This is a genomic window from Sporichthya polymorpha DSM 43042 (assembly GCF_000384115.1).
In the GTDB taxonomy this organism is placed as follows: Bacteria; Actinomycetota; Actinomycetes; order Sporichthyales; family Sporichthyaceae; genus Sporichthya; species Sporichthya polymorpha.
Genome location: NZ_KB913029.1, coordinates 4,391,831 through 4,411,414 on the forward strand (window position 1 = coordinate 4,391,831; position 19,584 = coordinate 4,411,414).

At 72.0% G+C, this 19,584-nt stretch carries 20 protein-coding genes; 15 read left to right on the forward strand and 5 right to left on the reverse strand.

Going from position 1 to position 19,584, the window contains the following annotated elements:
* Positions 1–66 precede the first annotated feature (66 nt).
* Positions 67–870 (forward strand): SDR family NAD(P)-dependent oxidoreductase, encoded by an 804-nt coding sequence (locus tag SPOPO_RS0121380; protein WP_019877123.1) that lies wholly within the window; start codon positions 67–69, stop codon positions 868–870.
* Positions 871–918: 48 nt separating this feature from the next.
* Complete coding sequence (locus SPOPO_RS0121385; RefSeq protein WP_019877124.1) at positions 919–2,043, forward strand: DUF5938 domain-containing protein; 1,125 nt, start codon at positions 919–921, stop codon at positions 2,041–2,043.
* 100 nt (positions 2,044–2,143) lie between these two features.
* Here SPOPO_RS0121385 and SPOPO_RS30965 read toward each other — a convergent pair whose 3' ends face one another.
* Entirely contained in the window at positions 2,144–3,010 is an 867-nt protein-coding gene (locus SPOPO_RS30965) for a class I SAM-dependent methyltransferase (RefSeq protein ID WP_019877125.1), read from the reverse strand.
* A gap of 13 nt (positions 3,011–3,023) precedes the next feature.
* Positions 3,024–3,770: a DUF4234 domain-containing protein gene (locus SPOPO_RS35345; RefSeq protein WP_084671399.1), complete on the reverse strand. Its 747-nt coding sequence runs from the start codon at positions 3,768–3,770 to the stop codon at positions 3,024–3,026.
* A 109-nt stretch (positions 3,771–3,879) separates the two neighbouring features.
* On the opposite strand from SPOPO_RS35345, the gene SPOPO_RS30970 reads away from it, so the two are divergent.
* The 11 genes from SPOPO_RS30970 (at position 3,880) to SPOPO_RS0121450 (ending at position 13,709) form a co-directional block, all read left to right on the forward strand.
* Positions 3,880–4,860, forward strand: a complete 981-nt coding sequence (locus tag SPOPO_RS30970) for an adenylate/guanylate cyclase domain-containing protein (RefSeq protein WP_169577221.1) — start codon at positions 3,880–3,882, stop codon at positions 4,858–4,860.
* A 255-nt stretch (positions 4,861–5,115) separates the two neighbouring features.
* Positions 5,116–5,721 carry a cardiolipin synthase ClsA gene (gene clsA / locus SPOPO_RS0121405; RefSeq protein WP_019877128.1) on the forward strand — a complete coding sequence of 202 codons (606 nt, stop codon included), beginning with the start codon at positions 5,116–5,118 and terminating at the stop codon, positions 5,719–5,721.
* Positions 5,722–5,748: 27 nt separating this feature from the next.
* Positions 5,749–8,259: a mannose-1-phosphate guanyltransferase gene (locus SPOPO_RS0121410; protein ID WP_019877129.1), complete on the forward strand. Its 2,511-nt coding sequence runs from the start codon at positions 5,749–5,751 to the stop codon at positions 8,257–8,259.
* A gap of 54 nt (positions 8,260–8,313) precedes the next feature.
* On the forward strand, positions 8,314–9,396 hold the full coding sequence (locus SPOPO_RS30975) for a DUF881 domain-containing protein (RefSeq protein ID WP_019877130.1): 1,083 nt from the start codon (positions 8,314–8,316) through the stop codon (positions 9,394–9,396).
* A complete protein-coding gene (locus tag SPOPO_RS0121420) occupies positions 9,393–9,725 on the forward strand; it encodes a small basic family protein (protein ID WP_019877131.1) in 333 nt (110 codons plus the stop codon). The genes SPOPO_RS30975 and SPOPO_RS0121420 overlap by 4 nt, the downstream gene beginning before the upstream one ends.
* A 1-nt stretch (position 9,726) precedes the next feature.
* Positions 9,727–10,728 (forward strand): DUF881 domain-containing protein, encoded by a 1,002-nt coding sequence (locus SPOPO_RS30980; RefSeq protein WP_019877133.1) that lies wholly within the window; start codon positions 9,727–9,729, stop codon positions 10,726–10,728.
* Between the two features lie 15 nt (positions 10,729–10,743).
* Positions 10,744–11,124 (forward strand): glycine cleavage system protein GcvH, encoded by a 381-nt coding sequence (gcvH, locus tag SPOPO_RS0121430; RefSeq protein ID WP_019877134.1) that lies wholly within the window; start codon positions 10,744–10,746, stop codon positions 11,122–11,124.
* A 79-nt stretch (positions 11,125–11,203) separates the two neighbouring features.
* The gene (locus SPOPO_RS30985) at positions 11,204–11,737 is read left to right on the forward strand and encodes an FHA domain-containing protein (protein WP_019877135.1); all 534 of its coding nucleotides are present in this window, start codon (positions 11,204–11,206) and stop codon (positions 11,735–11,737) included.
* On the forward strand, positions 11,734–12,438 hold the full coding sequence (gene ftsR / locus SPOPO_RS0121440) for a transcriptional regulator FtsR (RefSeq protein ID WP_211210940.1): 705 nt from the start codon (positions 11,734–11,736) through the stop codon (positions 12,436–12,438). Before SPOPO_RS30985 ends, ftsR begins: the two co-directional genes overlap by 4 nt.
* Positions 12,439–12,458: 20 nt before the next feature.
* Positions 12,459–12,929: a bifunctional nuclease family protein gene (locus SPOPO_RS0121445; RefSeq protein WP_019877137.1), complete on the forward strand. Its 471-nt coding sequence runs from the start codon at positions 12,459–12,461 to the stop codon at positions 12,927–12,929.
* Positions 12,930–13,115: 186 nt separating this feature from the next.
* Positions 13,116–13,709 carry a MerR family transcriptional regulator gene (locus SPOPO_RS0121450; protein WP_019877139.1) on the forward strand — a complete coding sequence of 198 codons (594 nt, stop codon included), beginning with the start codon at positions 13,116–13,118 and terminating at the stop codon, positions 13,707–13,709.
* A gap of 86 nt (positions 13,710–13,795) precedes the next feature.
* Here SPOPO_RS0121450 and SPOPO_RS0121455 read toward each other — a convergent pair whose 3' ends face one another.
* From SPOPO_RS0121455 to SPOPO_RS0121465, 3 genes are all read right to left on the reverse strand, one after another.
* The gene (locus SPOPO_RS0121455) at positions 13,796–14,548 is read right to left on the reverse strand and encodes an anti-sigma factor (RefSeq protein ID WP_019877140.1); all 753 of its coding nucleotides are present in this window, start codon (positions 14,546–14,548) and stop codon (positions 13,796–13,798) included.
* Positions 14,545–15,144 (reverse strand): sigma-70 family RNA polymerase sigma factor, encoded by a 600-nt coding sequence (locus SPOPO_RS0121460; protein ID WP_019877141.1) that lies wholly within the window; start codon positions 15,142–15,144, stop codon positions 14,545–14,547. Before SPOPO_RS0121460 ends, SPOPO_RS0121455 begins: the two co-directional genes overlap by 4 nt.
* 64 nt (positions 15,145–15,208) lie before the next feature.
* Positions 15,209–16,669: a hypothetical protein gene (locus tag SPOPO_RS0121465; protein ID WP_019877142.1), complete on the reverse strand. Its 1,461-nt coding sequence runs from the start codon at positions 16,667–16,669 to the stop codon at positions 15,209–15,211.
* 96 nt (positions 16,670–16,765) lie between these two features.
* On the opposite strand from SPOPO_RS0121465, the gene SPOPO_RS0121470 reads away from it, so the two are divergent.
* Both SPOPO_RS0121470 and SPOPO_RS0121475 read left to right on the forward strand, forming a co-directional pair.
* On the forward strand, positions 16,766–18,796 hold the full coding sequence (locus SPOPO_RS0121470) for an acetoacetate--CoA ligase (protein WP_019877143.1): 2,031 nt from the start codon (positions 16,766–16,768) through the stop codon (positions 18,794–18,796).
* A 121-nt stretch (positions 18,797–18,917) separates the two neighbouring features.
* Positions 18,918–19,583, forward strand: coding sequence for a lysophospholipid acyltransferase family protein (locus SPOPO_RS0121475; RefSeq protein WP_245541736.1), 666 nt, complete (start codon positions 18,918–18,920; stop codon positions 19,581–19,583).
* Position 19,584 lies beyond the last annotated feature (1 nt).

Genomic DNA, 19,584 nt, shown 5'->3' on the forward strand with positions numbered 1-19,584 from the left:
ACGAGTGTCCAATCGGCGGGCTTGGCTATGGCCCAGATCACTCCAGCCCCCCGAGAGGAGCCCGACATGGGCGTATTCGACCTGACCGGCCGCAAGGCCCTGGTGACCGGCGGCGCGCGCGGCCTCGGCGCCGGCATGGCGGCCGCCCTGGCCGAGGCAGGCGCCGCCGTCGCGATCGGCGACATCCGCGAGGACCTGGGCAAGCCGACCGTCGAGGAGCTGAAGAGCAAGGGCGCCGCAGCCGAGTTCGTCTCGCTCGACGTGACCTCGGAGGCCAGCTGGGAGGCCGCGATCGAGCAGACGGTCAGTGCCCTGGGCGGCCTCGACATCGTCGTCAACAACGCCGGCATCGAACTGTCCAGCCTGGTCATCGACATCGACCCCGAGGACATCCGCCGGATGATGGACGTCAACGTCGTCGGCACGATCCTCGGCATCAAGCACGCCTTCCGCGCCATGCGTCCCGGTGGAGCGGCGGGCAACGGGGGTTCCGTCATCAACATCGCCTCGGTCGCCGCGACCATCGCCTTCCCGGCGATCGCCGGCTACTCCGGTTCCAAGTCCGCGGTCGACCGCATCACCCGCGTCGCGTCCGTCGAGTCCGGCAAGCTCGGCTACGGCGTCCGCGTCAATTGCATCTACCCGGGCCTGGTCCCGACCGAGATGGGCATGAAGCTCGCTCAGGACATCGTCGACATCGGCCTCGCACCCGACATCCCCGGCGCGGTCGGCCTGGTCGTCGAGCAGACCCCGCTCGGGCGTCTCGGTGAGGTCAACGACATGGCCGACGTCGTGGTCTTCCTCGCCTCGGACGCATCCCGCTTCGTCACCGGCGCCGGCATCCCCGTCGACGGCGGTATGGGGACCTGACACCCCGTCATCCATCCGCACCACCCACCCAACGAAGGGTCGTCCCACATGAGTGACAAGCCGGTCGTCGTCTACGGCGCCAGCGGATACACCGGTCGCCTGGTGTGTGAGTACCTGCGCGAACTGAACGTCCCGTTCATCGCCGCCGGCCGCAGCAAGGAGAAGCTGCAGGCGGGTCTGGACACCGTCCCGGGTCTGGAGACCGCCGACTACGAGATCGCCGAGGTCGAGCACACCCCCGAGGCGCTGACCAAGCTCCTCCAGGGCGCGAAGGCCCTGTGCAACATGGTCGGCCCGTTCGCCGAGTTCGGCCCGGCCGCGGTCGAGGCCTGCCTGGACGCGGGCGTCCACTACATGGACACCACCGGCGAGCAGGACTGGATGATCCAGTGCCGCGACGCCTACGGCGCCGAGTTCGCCGAAAAGGGCCTGCTGCTCTCCCCGGGCATCGCGCAGATGTACACGACCGGCGAGATCGCGGCGAACTACTGCCTCGAGAACCCGGGCCTTGACACCCTCGACATGTCGGTGTTCTGGAAGGGCCAGCCGACCGTCGCCTCCACGGCGACGATCGTCCAGAACGCGGTCCTGTCCAAGGCGTACTACCTGGAGGACAACAAGCTCGTCGAGTGGCCGGCCGACGCGGGCCTGTACTCACTCACCGTCCCCGGTCAGCACGAGCTGGGCCTGGCACTCCCGTGGGGCGGCACCTCGTCCCCGATCTGGTTCCAGAACGACCCGCGCGTCGCCACCTGCAAGGTGCTCGGCGGCGTCATCAACCGGCCGCTGATGGAGGCCGTGCCCGGGCTCGTCGCCCAGATGCTCGAGCTCACCGCGGGCAAGTCCCTGGAGGAGACCCGGCAGATCCTCGCCGGCGTCGCCGCCCAGGTGAACAACGCCTACCCGCCCCGCGAGAACCCCCGCATCAACATCTCCATCGACTCGGTCTACGCGAGCGGTCCGCTGGCCCGCGCGCACTGCGTCATCTACGGCAACTGCAACTACAAGCAGACCGGTCTGCTCCAGGCGTGGTCCGCGTCCCAGGTGCTGCACTCGGCCCCGCGCAGGGTCGGCTTCGCCTCGGCCTGCCAGGCGTTCGGCCACCGCGAGCTCCACGGCGTGCTGCGTTCGTTCGGCCTGAGCATGGAAGCCATCACGACCTACAACGGCTGAGCCTCCCGGCCGCTTCGTCCGGCCACCACCGACCCGGGGCGGGTCGCTGCACAGCAGCGGCCCGCCTTCGGCTGTGCAGAGCGCCCCCCCCCCCCCCCCGTCAGGGAGCGAAGTCGATCCGGACGACCTCGGGCATCCCACGCCGGATCCCCGGCAGCGACCGGCCGAGCGGGAGCAGCACCTTCGTCATCAGCCCGGGACCCCCGGTCGGCGGGACGGAGCGCACCGACGCGATCCGCGGCGACAGCCGCCGGATCCGTTCGTGATCACCGGCGTTGAGCCCGTGCGGCATCGCCGGGGCCCGGTAGCCGTTCGGCGCCCGGATCAAGCCACGGCGGCTCAACCAGGAGAACCACACCGGCACGGTGTCGAACAGGAACACGCCCCGCCGGAACCGCTCCGCGCACCGCACCACGAGCGCGTCGACCTCCGGCGGCGGCAGGTACATCAGCAGACCCTGTGCCACGACCACCACGCGATCTGACGGTCCGACAGTTCCGTCGGCCGTCAGCGCCGCGAACCAGTCCTCTCCGAGCGCCGATCCGGCGAACAACCGCCGCCGCGGCGGATCCTCACCGACGAGCTTGCGGCGGACCTCCGCCGTCTCGGGCAGGTCGACGGTGAACCACCGCACCCGTCCGTTGTCGACCCGCCAGAACTGCGTCTCCAGGCCCTCGCCGAGCGCGACCACCACCGCGTCGGGGTCGGTGGCGAGCACCCCGAGCACCTCGCGGTCGAACGTCAGCGCCCGCTCACCGAGGTAGCCCTCCATGCCGGTGGCTCGCCCGCCGAAGCGCTGCTCGAACGGGAAGTCGATCGCTGCGACGAGCTCGGCCGCCTTCGGGTCCTGCAGCCGGGACTTCGGCCGCGCGGCGTCGCGCGCACGGTGGTACAGCGTCCACAACGTCGTCTCCGGCACGCCCTGCAGGGCGACCGGGAGCGGTCCGCTCCGCGGCTCCTCGGTCAATGCGTCAGCCGCGTCAGGCCGGCTGTGCCGGCGCGGGCGGCTGGGCGGACCGGATCCAGTACTCGTTGAGCGCGTTGTTCGTCTTGACGAACCAGATGAACGGCCCGACGAGGATCAGGATGCCGGGGATGTACCAGGCCCCGGTCGCGCCGCTCACCGGCTTCGGGGCGCCGCGCAGCTCGTACATCTTCCCGACCTCGGAGGACGTGAGGAACGGCGACGCGAACCCGAACACGATCGCGATGACGAGCGCCAGCCCGCCCCCGAGACCGTTCCCGCTGTGGCGCTTCATCTCCTCGTGGACCTGGTAGTACCAGACCAGCCCGTAGATCCCGAGCGTGACGAAGAAGAGCAGGATCGACTTGCCCGTGGGGCGCACCTGACCCAACGCCCCGAGCGGCGCCTGGTAGTACCCACCCGGGCCGACGGTGCCGTACGGCGCGCCGTACCCCGGGGGCGGCGCGTAGCCGGGCGGCGGGGCGTACCCCGGCGGCGGCTGCTGCCCGTACCCCGGCGGGGGCTGTTGCCCGTAGCCGGGCGGAGGCTGCTGCCCGGGCGGGGGCTGCTGCCCGTACGCGGGGGCCGGAGCCCCCCACGCCGGGGGCTGCTGGCCGTACGGCGGCGGCTGTTGCTGCGGCGCCGCGGGCTGGCCGTACGGGGGAGCGGGCTGACCCGCGGTGGGCGGCGCGGCGTAGGGGTCGGAGGGTGCGGCGGGGTCCGGAGTACCCGGCGGGTTCCACGGCTGCTGAGGATCGGACACGAACCGGCCTCCTATGAGTTGCACCAGCGACCTCGCTCACGCTAGCGCTGCTTGTCACAATGGGACCAGCGATCAAGAACGCCGCGCGGGCGGAAAGACAGGGCACGGCATGACTGACGGGGCGGCAGGCGGCAGGAGTGCCGACGACCTCGAGCGTTTGCTGCTCGGAGGCGACCCGGACATCTCGCTGGCGGCATTGGCCGAGGCCGCGGGGCTTTCGCCCGAAGTGGCCAGTTTGTTCTGGCACGCCCTGGGTTTCCCCGACACCGAACCCGCGGGCCGCATGTTCACGCGCGGCGACAAGGACGCGATCGTCACCCTCGCCCGCCTGATCACCGACATCGGCTCCGACGAGGAGTTCGTCGTCGGGCTGATCCGCGCCATGGGCCACCAGATGGCCCGCCTCGCGATGTGGCAGGTCATCGCCATGGTCGAGCAGATGAGCGACCAGGCGGGGGACGCGGAGACCGGCGCCGCCCGCGCGGTCGACTTCCTCTACGAGCACGTCGACGACTTCGGCCCGCTGCTCGTCTACGCCTTCCGCCGGCACCTGGCGGCCGTCGTCAAGTGGCGCCTCGACCGCGTCACCGAGGACGCGCGCCGGATGCGCCTGTCGGTCGGGTTCGCGGACATGGCGGGCTACACCCGGCTCAGCCGGAACATGGACCCCCTGGAGCTCGCGCGCCTGGTCAACCGCTTCGAGACCGTCGCCTCCGACGTCGTCCTGCGCCAGGGCGGCCGGGTCATCAAGACCGTCGGCGACGAGATCCTCTTCGTCTCCGACACCGCGATCCAGGCCGTGGACATCGGGCTCGACCTGGCCGACGCCATGGACACCGACCCGATGCTGCCCCAGGTCCGCGTCGGGGTCGCGACCGGCGAGGTCGTCGCGCGCATGGGCGACGTCTACGGCCCGACGGTCAACCTCGCCAGCCGCCTGACCAGCCTGTCGAACCCGAGCCGCGTTCTGATCGAGGGCAACACCGCCGCCGCGATCGCGCAGGCGCCCCACCTCGAGGCCGCCACGCTCGGCGAGGCGGTCCTCCAGGACTTCGGGACGGTCCACATGTTCGGTGTCCGCCGGAACTGAGGTCCGCCCACGACGGGCCCCAGACCTTCGCCGCAGAGGTTCACTGCCGGGCAACACCGACGAAACACACACCGGCCACTCTGGTACCGCGAGACCTTCCGAACCTGAGGTGGTCGCGGTCGGCCGGCGGGGGCCCATCCGATCGCTCGTACCGCCCAGGACGGGCGTGCCGCCGGCCCCACCGCGTCCTGTGGGCGGGCGGCACGCCCGAACCTCTCCCCGGAACCGCCGAGGAACGATCTATAAGGTCGGCGCGTGAGCGGGGAGGCAACGACGACGGCGCATCCGGACCGGATCCTCACGCTGCCGAACCTGCTCAGCTTCCTCCGGCTGGCCGGGGTCCCGCTGTTCCTCTGGCTGATCCTGGGCCCCGAGCGCGACGGGCTCGCACTGCTGGTCCTGATGTTCTCCGGGTTCACGGACTGGGCGGACGGCTGGCTCGCCCGCCGGCTGAACCAGACCAGCCGGCTCGGGCAGCTCCTGGACCCCGCCGCGGACCGGCTCTACATCCTCGCCACGCTCGTCGGGCTGACCGTCCGCGACATCGTCCCGCTCTGGCTCACGCTCGCCCTCGTGGGGCGCGACCTCGTGCTGCTGGGGTGCGTCCCGACCCTGCGGCGCCTCGGGTACGGCCCCGCCCTGCCGGTCCACTACCTGGGCAAGGCCGCGACCTTCAATCTGCTCTACGCCTTCCCGTTCCTGCTCCTCGGGGACGGGACCGGCGAGATGACGACGGTCCAGACGCTGGCGAACGTCCTCGGATGGGCTTTCGCGATCTGGGGTAGCGGGCTGTACTGGTGGGCAGGCGTGCTCTACCTCGTCCAGGTGCGGAGCCTGGTCGAAGCGGACCGCCGGACCTGACCGGCCGAACGGGACGGGAGGTACGCAGTGAAGGCCGTCGTGATGGCCGGTGGCGAGGGCACGCGTCTGCGCCCGATCACTGCCTCCATGCCGAAGCCGCTGCTGCCCGTCGTCAACCGCCCGGTCATGGAGCACGTGCTGCGGCACCTGCGCCACCACGGCTTCACCGACGTCGTCGTCACCGTCCAGTTCCTCGCCTCGCTCGTGCGCAACTACTTCGGTGACGGCGAGGAACTCGGGATGGCGATCACCTACGCCACCGAGGAAGTCCCGATGGGCACGGCCGGCAGCGTCAAGAACGCCGAGGACGCGCTGCGCGACGACACCTTCCTCGTCATCTCCGGGGACGCGCTGACCGACGTCGACCTCTCCGAGGTCATCCGCTTCCACCGGGAGCGCGAGGCGATGGTGACCGTTTGCCTGACGCGCGTCGCGAACCCGCTCGACTTCGGCATCACGATTCTCGACGAGAACGGCCGGGTGGAGCGTTTCCTCGAGAAGCCCAGCTGGGGCCAGGTCTTCTCCGACACGGTCAACACCGGCATCTACGTGATGGAGCCGTCGGTGTTCGAGTACGTGCCGGTCGACGAGCCGTCCGACTGGTCGGGTGACATCTTCCCGCTGCTGCTCAAGGAGGGCCTGCCCGTCTACGGCTTCGTGGCCGACGGGTACTGGGAGGACGTCGGCACCCACGAGAACTACCTCAAGGTCCAGGCCGACGTCCTCTCCAACGCCGTCGAGACCGCCGACAAGGACGGCTTCGAGATCCGCCCGGGCATCTGGATCTGCGAGGGCGCCGAGGTCGACCCCAGCGTCGAACTGCGCCCGCCGCTCTACATCGGCGACTACGCGAAGGTCGAGGCCGGCGCGACCCTGCGCGAGTACACGGTGATCGGCAGCAACGTCGTCGTGAAGAGCGGCGCCTTCCTCGACCGGGCGGTCATCCACGACAACGTCTACATCGGGCCGGGCACGAACCTGCGCGCGTGCGTCGTCGGCAAGAACACCGACGTGATGCGGGGGGCGCGGGTCGACCAGGGCGTCGTCGTCGGCGACCACTGCCTGATCGGGGAGGAGGCGATCATCGCCGCCGGGGTGAAGATCTACCCCTCGAAGACGATCGACGCCGGTGCCGTCGTCAACCAGAACGTCATCTGGGAGGCCCGGGGGCAACGCGCCCTGTTCGGCCCTCGCGGCGTCTCCGGCATCGTCAACGTCGAGATCACGCCCGAGCACGCCGTCCGCCTCGCCAGCTCGTACGCGACGACGCTGAAGAAGGGCGACACCGTCCTCACCGCCCGGGACGGCTCCCGCGCCGCCCGCGCGCTCAAGCAGTCGGTCATCTCCGCGTTGCAGGCGGCGGCCATCAACGTCCGCGACCTCGAGATGCAGCCACCCCCGGTTGCGCGGCTCGAGGCGACGCGCGGCCACGCCGGCGGCGTGCTCATCCGGACAACCCCCGGCATTCCGGACAGCGTCGACATCCAGTTCATCGACGCGACGGGCGCCGACCTCTCCGCCGCGCACCGCCGCCGCGTCGAGCGCGTCTTCTCCCGGCAGGAGTACCGCCGCGCGTTCCCCGGCGAGATCGGCGACCTGACGTTCCCCGGTCGCGTCGTCGAGCATTACGTCAAGCAGGTCCTCAACACCGTCGACACCACCGGTGTGCCGCACCGGGACGACACCCCGGACATGAAGGTCGTCGTCGACGCCGGCAACGGCGCGGCCGGGTTGCTCCTGCCGCGCGTGGTCGGCGGCCTCGGCGTCGACGTCCTCACCGTGAACATGGGCATCGACGAGGCCCGCCCGACCCAGACGCCCGAGGACAAGGCGCGCTCGCTCGCCCGACTCGGGGAACTCGTCGCCTCGTCGAAGGCCGCGTTCGGCGTGTACTTCGACCCGCTGGGGGAGCGCATCTCCCTCGTCGACGAGCGCGGCATCCCGGTCGCGGACGACCGCGCGCTGCTCGTCGTCATGGACCTGATCGCCGCCGAGCGCCGCGGCGGGCGCATCGCGCTGCCGGTCACCACGACCCGCGTGGCGGAAAAGGTCGCCGGCTTCCACGGCGTCGAGATCGCCTGGACGGCGACGTCCTCGGACGACCTGGCCCGCGCGGTCACCGACCCCCGGCTGATCCTCGGCGGCGACGGCCGTGGCGGCTTCGTCATCCCCGAGGTCGGCAACGCCGTCGACGGGACGGCCGCATTCGTCCGCCTGGTCGGCCTGATCGCCCGGACCCAACTGACGCTGAGCCAGATCGACGCCCGTATCCCGCGCGCCCACGTCGATTACCGCGTGCTCCCGACGCCGTGGGCGCTCAAGGGCAAGGTCATGCGGGCGGTCGTCGAGGCCGCCGGCCACCGCACGATCGACACCACCGACGGCGTCCGCGTCGTGCAGCGCGACGGCAGCTGGATCATGGTGCTGCCGGACCCGTCCGAGGCCACCACCCACCTGTGGGCGGAGGCCGACAACGACGTCGCCGCCGCGACCCTGGCCGAGGAGTGGTGCCAGGTCGTCGAGCGCGCCGCCACCTGAACGCGCCGTCGACCACTCCCGCGCCGGGCCGACGCGCCGTGGAACGATGACGGCATGAACGAAGGGTCGACGCGCCGCCCCGACGCGTCGATGTCGCTGCTGTCCGACCTGATGACGAACACCCTCGACGAGGGGTACCGGCGGGAGGCGGCGCGCCGGGCCGCCGTGGCGGCCGCCGGGCTGTCGGACGAACCCGTGCGCCGCGGCCCCGGCCGTTCGGGTTGGCGCGGGGGAGTCGCGCTCGTCGTCGTGCTCGCGTTCGCCGGCCTCGTCCTCACCGTCGCCGCGCAGCAGACGCGCGCGAACGCCCCGGCCGTCGCCCAGGCCCGCGACGAGTTGATCGAGCGGGTCCGCACCGAGACCGAAGAGGCGGACGACCTCTACGACCGCCTGGTCGCCCTGCGCTCCGAGGTCGACGGCCTCCGGGACGCCGCGCTCGTCGCCACCTCGGCAGGTTCGGCCGCCCGCGCCGACCTGGAGCGACTCTCGGCGCTCGCCGGCGTCACCGCCGTCCGCGGGCCCGGCATCAAGGTGGTCGTCGACGACGCCCCGGCGGGCAACCTGCGCTCCACCAGCGGCACCGGCCGGGTCCTCGACACCGACCTGCAGCGCCTCCTCAACGGCCTGTGGGCCGCGGGCGCCGAGGCCATCAGCGTGAACGGCCAGCGGCTGACCCAGCTCACCGCCGTCCGGTCCGCGGGCGACGCCATCCTCGTCGCCTACCGCCCGTTGAGCCCGCCGTACGTCGTACTCGCGATCGGCAACCCGAACGACCTGGAGGTCGACTTCGTGGACGGCCCCGGCGGCCGCTGGTTCCACACCCTCGCGGGCTTCGGGATCCGGTTCACCGTCACCACCGAGAAGGACCTCCGGCTCCCCGGCGCGACCGGCGTGACGCTGCGGAACGCGACGCTGGCGACGGCCGACGCCGGCACCGCGACGGCGACACCCGACCGGACACCCGACCCGACACCCGACCCGGTGCCCACTCCGAGGCCGACCGTGGCCCCGACCCCCACTCCCACTGTGATTCCGACGCCGACCCGGACCCCCGCGCCCACCCCGACCGCGACCCCGGCGGCAACCCCGACCCCGGCGGCCGCCACCGACCCGACACCGACGGGGGTCGCCTCGTGATCGGCGCGCTCGGCCTCGTTCTCGGCATCGCTCTCGGCCTGATCTTCGACCCGACGGTCCCGGTGTGGATGCAGCCCTACCTGCCCATCGCCGTGGTCGCCGCCCTCGACGCTCTCTTCGGTGCGCTGCGGGCCCTGCTCGACGGCATCTTCAGCGACAAGGTCTTCGTCGTCTCGTTCATCGCGAACGTGCTCGTCGCGGTCCTCGTCGTCTTCATCGGCGACCGGCTCGGCGTCGGCGGGCAGCTGACGACCGGCATCATCGTCGTGCTCAGCATCCGGATCTTCTCCAACGTCGCCGCGATCCGGCGACACCTGCTCTCGGCCTGACATGACCAAGCCTCCCGAGCACCCGCGCCCCGACGAGCCGGCGGACGCGAGCCTGGACTACGGCTCGGGTCCCGCGCCGGGCTCCTCGCGGGGCCCTGCGCCGGGCCCCGCGCAGGACGCCGCCGGCGAGGACGAGACCCTGCTCATCGCCGGTCACAAGATCGGCGGACGGCCGGCCGGGGCGGACGGCACCGAGGCCGAGGGCGAGGGCCAGGCCCCGGCGGCCCCGCCGGTTTCCTCGACGCTGCCGCGGGGGGAGCAGTCGTTCAGCCCGCCCCCGGCGGGGTTCCGCGGTCTGCTCGCGGCGCTCCGGGTCCGGCGCGCGGCACCGACGCAGCTGGTGATCGCCGTCCTCTGCGGCCTGCTCGGGTTCTTCGCGGTCGTGCAGCTGCGGCTGCAGGCCGACGACAACAACCTGCGCTCGGCCCGGCAGAGCGACCTGATCCGCATCCTCGACGACCTCAACGACCGCTCGGAGCGGCTCGACAGCGAGATCCGCGACCTCGAGCAGCGGCGGTCCGAGCTGCAGTCCGGTTCCGACCGCTCGAAGGCGGCGTTGACCGAGGCCGAGGGCCGGAAGGCCGTCCTGGGCATCCTCGCCGGCACCGTCCCGGCGAAGGGACCGGGCATCGCGCTGCGCATCGAGGACCCGCAGCAGAAGGTCGACGCGGCCGTCCTCCTCGACGCGTTGCAGGAGCTGCGCGACGCCGGCGCGGAGGCCGTGCAGATCAACGACATCCGCGTCGTGGCCGGCACGGACTTCCTCGATTCCGGGCCCGGCAGCGTCCGGATCGACGGGCAGGCGGTGAGCGCGCCGTACCTGTTCAAGGTCATCGGCGACCCGGATACCCTCGTGCCCGCGTTGCGGATCCCCGGCGGGGTGTTCGCGGTGCTGGACGAGCGGGGTGCGATCCCCACCGTCGAGACCCGCAAGCAGATCACGGTGGACGCGACGCGTCCGGCCGCGGACCTGGACTACGCGCGGCCGAGCGAGAACAACTGAGACCGAGAGGCCGCGATGTCCGTCCCCGACGACCTGAAGTACACCGCCGAGCACGAGTGGGCGCAGCTCACCGACGGCGGGACGGTGCGCGTCGGGATCACCGACCACGCGCAGTCCCAGCTCGGCGACATCGTCTTCGTCTCCCTGCCGCAGCCGGGCGACAAGATCGAGGCCGGTTCGCCCTGCGGCGAGCTCGAGTCCACGAAGAGTGTGAGCGAGATCTACGCGCCGATCTCGGGCGAGGTCGCGGCGGTCAACTCGGCGATCGAGACCGCGCCCGAACTCGTGAACGCGGAGCCCTACGGCGGCGGCTGGATGTTCGAGGTCCGGCCGGACGACACGGCCGCGCTCGACGAGTTGCTGTCGGCGTCGGAGTACGCCGCCGGGATCGAGTGATCTCCTCGGTTGACCCTCGATTCTCGGGCACATAAGTTTCGTGGACGCTCAACCTCAGGTACAGGGAAAGGCCGGAGCAATGTTCTGCAGCCAGTGCGGCCACCGGCCTCCCGACGACGCGCGGTTCTGCCCGAACTGTGGCTCCGCGCTGCCCTCCTCCGGGCCCGACGGCGCGGAGAACACCTCGAGCATCTCGATCGCGGGACTCGAGGTGGAGGCCGAGGCCGGCCTGCTCTCGCCCGGTGACCAGGCCGCCGTCGACGCCCTGCCGCCGGGCTCGGCGCTGCTCATCGTGCAGCGGGGCCCGCAGTCCGGCAGCCGGTTCCTGCTCGACTCCGAATCGGTCCGCGCCGGCCGGCACCCGGACAGCGACATCTTCCTCGACGACGTGACCGTCTCCCGTCGGCACGCGGATTTCCATCGCGTCGGCGACGGGTCCTTCCGGGTGAAGGATGCGGGCAGCCTGAACGGCACCTACGTCAACCGCGAGCGGATCGAGGAGGCCGTCCTCTCCGGCGGCGACGAGGTCCAGATCGGCAAGTACCGACTCGTCTTCTTCGCCTCGGCGCCGGGGGCACCGGGTGAAGGGGCCGGTTCGGAGAGCTCGAGTTGAGCGCGGCGGTGCCGGCCGAGGGCTCGCACCTGAGCATCGGTGAGGTGCTCAACCGCCTGCGTCCGGACTTTCCCGACCTCACGATCTCCAAGATCCGCTTCTACGAGGCCGCCGGTCTCGTCGAGCCGGCCCGCACGCCGAGCGGCTATCGCAAGTTCTCGGCGCAGGACGTCGAGCGGCTCCGGTACGTCCTGACGGCCAAGCACGCGCACTACCTGCCGCTACGGGTCATCAAGGATCAGCTCGAGGCCATCGACGCCGGCCACGGCGACCTGGCCGAACCGGGTCCGCCGGAGGGCGGGCCGCGCTTCGACCTCGCCCCGTCCGACGTCCGACTCACCCGCGAGCAGATGCTCGACGAGACCGGGCTCGACGCCGAGCAGTTGGCCGCGATCGACGAGTCCGGACTGCTGCACCGGCGCCGGGGCGGCTACTACGACGGCGATGACGTCACTATCGCGCGCATCGTCGCCGAGCTGGGCCGGTTCGGGCTCGAACCGCGTCATCTGCGCTCGTTCAAGGGCGCCGCGGACCGCGAGGTCGGGCTGGTCGAACAGCTCGTCGTGCAGCCCAACACGCGGCGGCGGGGGAGCGCCGGACTCGAGCGCAGCCGCGACACGGCCGCCGAGATCGCCACCCGCCTCGCGCGACTTCACGCGGCCCTTCTTCAGGCTGGTCTTCGGCACACCCTGAGCCCCTGAGCCCGGGTACTGTGGCGGGTGTGAACCAGCTCGACGTCGTCGGTGTCCGCGTGGAAATGCCCGCCAACCAGCCGATCGTTCTCCTGCGCGAGATGGCGGGGGAGCGCTACCTGCCGATCTGGATCGGTGCCGTCGAGGCGACCGCGATCGCGTTCGCCCAGCAGGGTGTCGTGCCCGCCCGGCCGATGACCCACGACCTGTTCCGCGACGTCCTGCAGGCCCTGGGTCAGGAGCTCCAGCAGGTCCGCATCACCGGTCTGCGCGACGGCGTGTTCTACGCCGAGCTGCACTTCTCCGGCGGGGTCGAGGTCAGCGCCCGCCCCTCCGACGCGATCGCTCTCGCCCTGCGCACGGGCACCCCGATCTTCGGCAGCGAAGAGGTCCTCGACGAGGCCGGGATCGCCATCCCGGACGAGCAGGAGGACGAGGTCGAGAAGTTCCGCGAGTTCCTCGACCAGATCTCTCCCGAGGACTTCGACACGTCCGGCTGAGCCCGTCGACCCCGCCGCACGACTCCACGGCGGTGAGCCGGACTCAGTCACATCAGTAACAACTGCCCCACCAGCACCACGCTGGACCGGCGAGTTGCGTTGACGGGTCCCGGCACCCCGCTTACCGTCAAGGAGTCAAACGTCCCCGGTGTAATTACGAGGCACCGGGAGAGGGCAGGAGGCGCCGTGAGCGACACCCCGGGCACCCCCGCGACCGGCGCCGCGCCGGACTCGCGCGCAGTGCTGGCAGCGGGCGAGCAGGGCCTGCTGTTCGAGCCCGAGATCACCTCGCTGACCGAGGAGATCGGGTACCGCGGTCCCACGGCCTGCGCCGCGGCCGGCATCACCTACCGCCAGCTCGACTACTGGGCCCGCACCGGCCTGGTCGAGCCGAGCATCCGCCCGGCCACCGGCTCGGGCACGCAGCGGCTCTACGGCTTCCGCGACATCCTCGTCCTGAAGATCGTCAAGCGGCTGCTCGACGCCGGGGTCTCGCTCCAGCAGATCCGCCAGGCCGTCAGCCACCTCGCCGATCGGGGCGTCTCCGACCTCGCGACGCTCACCCTGATGAGTGACGGCGCCACCGTCTACGAGTGCGGCTCCGCGGACGAGGTCGTCGACCTGCTCCAGGGCGGTCAGGGCGTCTTCGGCATCGCCGTCGGCCGCGTCTGGCAGGAGGTCGAGGGCTCGCTCGCCGAGCTCCCCGGCGAGCGCCCGGACGCGACGGCGGACGACGCGACCGACGAGCTCGCTCAGCGCCGGGCCCGCCGCACCGGCTGACGCCGCGGCGGAACCACCTGCCCGTCGGGCAGGCGTTCGCCGGTGTCGTCGAACGCCCACCCCCGGGCGAACGCCCGCTGAACGGTTCAGGCCCCGCTGGGGAAGTTCACCGCGAGGACCGGCGACGTCGTCGGCCGGTCCGAGCCACCCGCCGGCTCCGCGGTGACCGCGAGCGCGGTCGCCTGGTCCGGGAAGCCCTTCATCACACGCGTCGTGTTGTCGCCGCCGTCGGTGTCGAACGTGCCGACGGAGCGGACGGACGACCCCGGGCCGAGCAGCCAGATCTGGTAGGTCCGGCCGGAGCCGGGGTCCCGCAGGCCGTGCGCCATGAAGACCATCGCGCCCGCGCTGCGCGACATCATGACGGCGGCGGTCGCCTCGCCGGCCTTCGCCGACACGGACTGGGAGTCCGGCGCGGTCTGCACGGCGGCGATCAGTTCGCTGCGTTGGCGGAGCTCGGAGTTCTCCTCGCTCAGCGTCAGCGCCCAGGTGCCGACCCCGAGCGCGACGACCGTGACGGCGGCGGCGGCACCCAGCGTCCACTGGCGGACCCGGGAGTCGCGCCGGCCCCGGCGGCGACCGACGGACTCCAGCGGCGTCACGACGGGAGGTAGTTGGCGCGTGGTGGCGACCTCGGCCATCACGCGCTCGCGAAAACCGGGCGGGGGAGTCTCGGCGGCGGCGATGCCGAGCACGGTCGCGGTGGCGGCCAGCTCGGCCACCTCCTCGCGGCACTGGGCGCAGCTGTCGAGGTGCGCCCCGAACTCCTCGGCCTCGGCCGGGTCGAGGGCACCCATCGCGTAGGCGCCGGTCAGCAGGTGCAGGTCGGCGGTACTCACGCGGTCACCCCCAGGCAGTCGCGCAGGCGGATGAGTCCGTCGCGCATCCGGGTCTTCACCGTGCCGAGCGGGACGTCGAGCAGCTCGGCGACCTCACGGTAGGTGTAGCCGCCGTAGTAGGCCAGCCCGACGGACTCGCGCTGCAGGTCGGTGAGCGAACCCAGGCAGCGCCGGACCGCCTCCTTCTCCAGGCGGGTCTCGACGGCCTCGGAGACGTCGTCGTAGGCGGGTTCGTAGGACTGCGGCGCCAGCCGGCGCGTGCGGTCGGTGGCGGCCTGTTCCGAACGGACGCGGTCGACCGCGCGACGGTGGGCCATCGTCAGGATCCAGGACATGCCCGAGCCCTGGTTCGCGTCGAAGCGCGACGCAGTGCGCCAGACGGTGACGAGCACCTCCTGCGCGACCTCCTCGGACTGCGCGGGGTCCCGCAGGACGCGGCGGACCAGGCCGTAGACCGGTCCGGAGACGCGGGTGTAGACGGCCTCGTACGCGGCGGTGTCGCCCCGCGCGACGCGGACCAGCAGGTCCTCGAGGCGTTCGGGCACTTCCGCCGGCGCCGTGCGGGCCGTGGGCAGCGGGACGGGACCGGAGCTCATGTCCGATGTTCGGGGCCGGAACCCGCCCGGATTGGTGTCCATGTCAGTCGGGAGTCAGTCGGCGTCAGTTGGAGCGGAAGGCCGCCTCGAGGGCGTCCACCGCCCCGATCATCGCGGCGAGCTGAGCGCGCAGGCGCTCCTCCACGGCCTCGGCGGGGACCGCCCCCTTCGTCACGTTCTTGAGGAATTTCGACACCGTGCCCAGGTAGGTGTTCAGGGCGTCGGCCGCGGTGCGCCGGACCGCCAGGTCACCGTCGAGCAGCCCGCGGGTGTAGTTCTCCAGGTCGCGCAGGTGGATGCGCCAGCCCTGGAGGAACTCGGCCTCCTTGAACGGTCCGCCGAGGTCCTTCACCAGCTCCGCGATCTGCTTGGAGTTGTCGTCGAGGCTGACCTGGACGCGGCGGTAGTTCGTGCCGACCAGCCCGGCCGAGCCGGCCTTCACCGCGACCTGGAAGGCCATGACGGTCAGGTAGGAGTGCCCGGTCATCGTGGCGGTCAGGTTCGCGCGCAGCTCGGCGGCGGCGTCGGTGACGCTGCCCTTCCGGTCGGTGGCCGCGGCGAGTCCCCCCGCGAGACGCTGCGAGATCTCGGGCATCGCGTCGGCGCCCTCGCGCAGCGCGACGAAGCTCTCGCCGTCCCGGCTCGCGATGCCGTCGATCGCCTCGGTGATCGCGTCGAGGTAGTCGCCGAGGTCCGTCCGGACGGTGTACGAGGACAGCCGGCCCTCGGTGATCGCGCGGAAGTACTGACCGGCCTGCGACGCCCAGCCGTCGAGACGGCGCCGTGCGGTCCCCTGGTCGCTCTCGTTCTGCCCCCGGGCGGCGAGCGCGTAGTCGGTCAGCAGGCCGACGTGCTCGCGCCAGGCCTTCGCGAAGTCGTACTCGTCGAGGTCGAACGGCGGTTCGGTCGCGGTCGGGCGCGGGGAGGGGGACTCGTCCTTGCCCTTCTTTCCCTTCTCGCCCGGATTGGCCGGTGGCGCGCTCGGGGGCGGGGTGTCGGCCGTCGGGGCGAGCCGGGAGGTGCCCTTGCCCCCGCGGCCGCCCGTGCCCAGGGCCTCGGCCCCGAGCGAGCGCACCAGCTTGATCAGGGCCGTCGAGTTCGCCTCGACCGCGGCCCAGGCCGCCTCGGACTGCTTGCTCTTGCGGTCGGTCTGGTAGACGGTGCTGACCGCCGAGCCCACGGCGTACACGTGCGTGGCCAGCAAGGACGTCAGCTGCGCCGCCAGGTCGGAGGCAGGGGACTTCACGTCCCCGGACATCTTCTCCGCCTTCGCGATGCCCCGGGCCAGCACCAGCGCCAGCTCCGGCGCCTGCGCGGCCGCGTCCACGGCCCCGGTGTACGGGTCCGGGTAGGCCGACGGCGTGATCGCGAGGCCCAGGTCGGGCGCGGTCGCCGCCTGCGTGGAGTCCGGGCCGGGCGTCGAGGTCCCCCCGTCACCGCCGCAGGCCGGAACGGTCCCGAGGACCGCCAGGGTGATCGCGGCCGCGAGGACACGCCGGGAACGGAACCGCAGTCTGTCGCGCACGGGCGAATTCTGCCGTACCGACCTGACCCGCCTCTCAGGGGCGATTCCGGCGCGAGAGGAAAGAATGGCTCCGACGCCGTCTTCCCGGGAGGTTTCATGTCGCAGGTCACCAGCCCCGCTGCCGCCAACGATCTCGGCCCGGTGCTGTGGCAGGCCTCGCCCGAGCGCGCCGCCGCCTCCACCATGGCGCGCTTCCTGACCTGGCTCTCCGAGCGTGAGGGCCGGAACTTCCCGGACCACGACTCGATGTGGGCGTGGTCGGTCGAGGAGACCGACCGTTTCTGGGCGGCGATGTGGGACTTCGTCGACATGCGGTCGCCGACCCCGTGGACCGCGGTGCGCGAGGGCGACACGATGCCGGGCGTCCGCTGGTTCCCCGGGGCGAGCGTCAACTTCGCCGAGCGGTGTCTGCGGCCGGGCACCGACGACGACCCGGCGCTGATCTGCCTGAAGGAGCCCGCGGCGGGCGGGCAGCTGGAGCCACGCACCGTGACCCGCGGGGAGCTCCGGCGCGACGTCGCGGCGCTGGGCGCCTGGCTCCGCTCGGTCGGCGTCCGGCCGGGGGACCGGGTCGCCGCCTACCTGCCGAACATCGAGCACGCCGTCATCTCTTGCATGGCCGCCGCGTCGGTCGGTGCCGTGTGGGCCCTGCTCTCGCCCGACTTCGGCTCCGAGGGCACGATCGCGCGGCTCTCGCAGCTCGAGCCGACGGTGCTGATCGCCGGCGACGGCTACCACTGGCAGGGTCGGACGATCGACCGCCGCGACGTCGCGGTCGAGCTGGCCGCGAGCCTTCCGACGGTGCGTCAGGTCGTACAGGTGTCCTACGCGTTCCCGGGCGAGCCGCTGCCGGCCTACGCGGCCGACGGGCCGGCGGTCACCGCCTGGGCGGACGCGGTCGCCGCGGCCGCACCGCTCGAGTTCGAGCAGACCGACTTCTCGCACCCGCTCTGGGTGCTGTTCACCTCGGGCACGACCGGGATGCCGAAGGGCCTCGTGCACGGGCACGGCGGGATTCTGATGGAGGGTCTGAAGTGGGCCCACCTCTACGCCGACCTCGGTCCCGGTGACACCTACTTCACCTACACGACCACGGGTTGGATGCTCTGGAACTCCCAGTTGCTCGGGCTGGCCGCCGGGTCCACCATCGTGCTCTACGAGGGCAGCCCGGGGTACCCCGACTTCGGTGTGCTGTGGGAGGCGGCGGGCCTGGTCCGCGCGAAGGTGTTCTTCCTCGGCGCCGCGCTGGTGACCGCCACCCAGAACGCGGGGGTGGTGCCCAAGGAGCGGGCCGACCTCTCCTGCGTGCAGACCATTCAGGTCAGCGGTTCCGCGCTGCCGACCGCGGGGTACCCGTGGGTCTACGAGAACGTCTCCGCGGACGTCCGCCTGGACTCCACCAGCGGCGGCACCGACATCTGCGGCGCGTTCGTCGGCGGCAACGATCTGCTCCCGGTGCGCGCCGGCCGCATCTCCGGTCCGCTCGCCGGTGCCGCGATCGCGGCCTGGGACGACGACGGCAACCCGGTGACCGGCGAGGTGGGCGAACTCGTCATCACGCGGCCGATGCCGTCGATGCCGCTCCACCTCTGGAACGACACCGACAACGCGCGGTACCTCGACTCGTACTTCGACCCGTGGCCGGGCGTGTGGCGGCACGGGGACTGGATCACGCTGTACGAGGACAACTCGGTCGTCATCCACGGCCGTTCGGACGCCACGCTGAACCGCGACGGCGTCCGGCTCGGCAGCAGCGACTTCTACGGCGTCCTCGAGGCGATGCCGCAGATCCAGGAGACGCTGGTCCTGGGCGTCGAGCAGCCGGGCGGTGGGTACTACCTGCCGCTGTTCGTGGTTCCCGCGCCCGGCTACGAGCTCGACGACGAGCTGATCGCGGCGATCCGGACCGAGCTGCGCACCAAGCGGACGCCGCGGCACGTCCCGGACGAGATCATCGCGGCGCCCGCCATCCCGCACACGTTGACCGGCAAGCGTCTGGAGGTGCCGATCAAGCGCCTGCTGCAGGGCGTCCCGCTCGAGAAGGCGGCGAACCTCGCGGCGGTGGACGACCCCGCCGTGGTCCGCTGGTTCGCCGAGTTCGCGCGGTCCCGGCTCGCCGGCACGTAGCCGGCGAGCACCCGACCGAGCGGTCGCGGCCGACCATTAGAGTTGCCGGTGACGGGGAGCTGCGCCCCGCGCAGTCGATGGCTCCGGCCGCCCGGGAGGTTCCGCCGTGCTCTACAGGGGGATGAAAATCTTCCTGGGACCCGTGGTCCAGGCGGTGTTCAAGCCGACGGTGAGCGGCCTGGAGCACGTGCCCACGAGCGGCCCCGCGATCCTCGCCGGCAACCACGTGTCGTTCTCGGACCACTTCTTCGTCCCGCACGTCCTCAACCGCAAGGTCATCTACCTCGCCAAGGCGCAGTACTTCACCGGCCAAGGGGTGGCGGGCCGCCTGACCGCGAGCTTCTTCAACGCGCTCGGCCAGAAGCCGGTCGACCGGGAGAGCGGCCGCGCCGGTCTCGCGGCCATCGCGACCGCGGCCGAGGTGTTGGCCGAGGGCAACCTGCTCGGCATCTACCCCGAGGGCACGCGGTCGCCGGACGGCCGGCTCTACCGGGGCCGCGTCGGGGTCGCCCGGCTCTGGCTGGAGACGCGGGCGCCGCTGCTGCCCTGCGCGATGATCGGCAGCTTCGAGGTCCAGCCGCCCGGCACGGTGTGGCCGCGTCGGCACCCCGTCGCGGTGAAGTTCGGGCCGCCGATGGACCTCGCCAAGTACGACGGCCGCAAGCGCGACGCCCGGCTCTACCGCGAGATCACCGACGACATCATGCGGGCGATCCGGGAGCTGTCCGGCCAGGAGTACGTCGACGCCTACGCCACCGACGTCAAGGAGCAGCTCGCCGCCGGCTGAG

Bases quoted from the DNA above. Each gene is read 5' to 3' on its own strand.
- SPOPO_RS0121380 (WP_019877123.1), top strand. From the start codon at position 67: ATGGGCGTATTCGACCTGACCGGCCGCAAGGCCCTGGTGACCGGCGGC.
- gcvH (WP_019877134.1), top strand. From the start codon at position 10,744: ATGTCCGTCCCCGACGACCTGAAGTACACCGCCGAGCACGAGTGGGCG.
- SPOPO_RS30970 (WP_169577221.1), top strand. From the start codon at position 3,880: ATGACTGACGGGGCGGCAGGCGGCAGGAGTGCCGACGACCTCGAGCGT.
- SPOPO_RS30985 (WP_019877135.1), top strand. From the start codon at position 11,204: ATGTTCTGCAGCCAGTGCGGCCACCGGCCTCCCGACGACGCGCGGTTC.
- SPOPO_RS30980 (WP_019877133.1), top strand. From the start codon at position 9,727: ATGACCAAGCCTCCCGAGCACCCGCGCCCCGACGAGCCGGCGGACGCG.
- SPOPO_RS0121460 (WP_019877141.1), bottom strand. From the start codon at position 15,144: ATGAGCTCCGGTCCCGTCCCGCTGCCCACGGCCCGCACGGCGCCGGCG.
- SPOPO_RS0121475 (WP_245541736.1), top strand. From the start codon at position 18,918: ATGAAAATCTTCCTGGGACCCGTGGTCCAGGCGGTGTTCAAGCCGACG.
- SPOPO_RS0121385 (WP_019877124.1), top strand. From the start codon at position 919: ATGAGTGACAAGCCGGTCGTCGTCTACGGCGCCAGCGGATACACCGGT.
- SPOPO_RS30975 (WP_019877130.1), top strand. From the start codon at position 8,314: ATGAACGAAGGGTCGACGCGCCGCCCCGACGCGTCGATGTCGCTGCTG.
- SPOPO_RS0121470 (WP_019877143.1), top strand. From the start codon at position 16,766: ATGTCGCAGGTCACCAGCCCCGCTGCCGCCAACGATCTCGGCCCGGTG.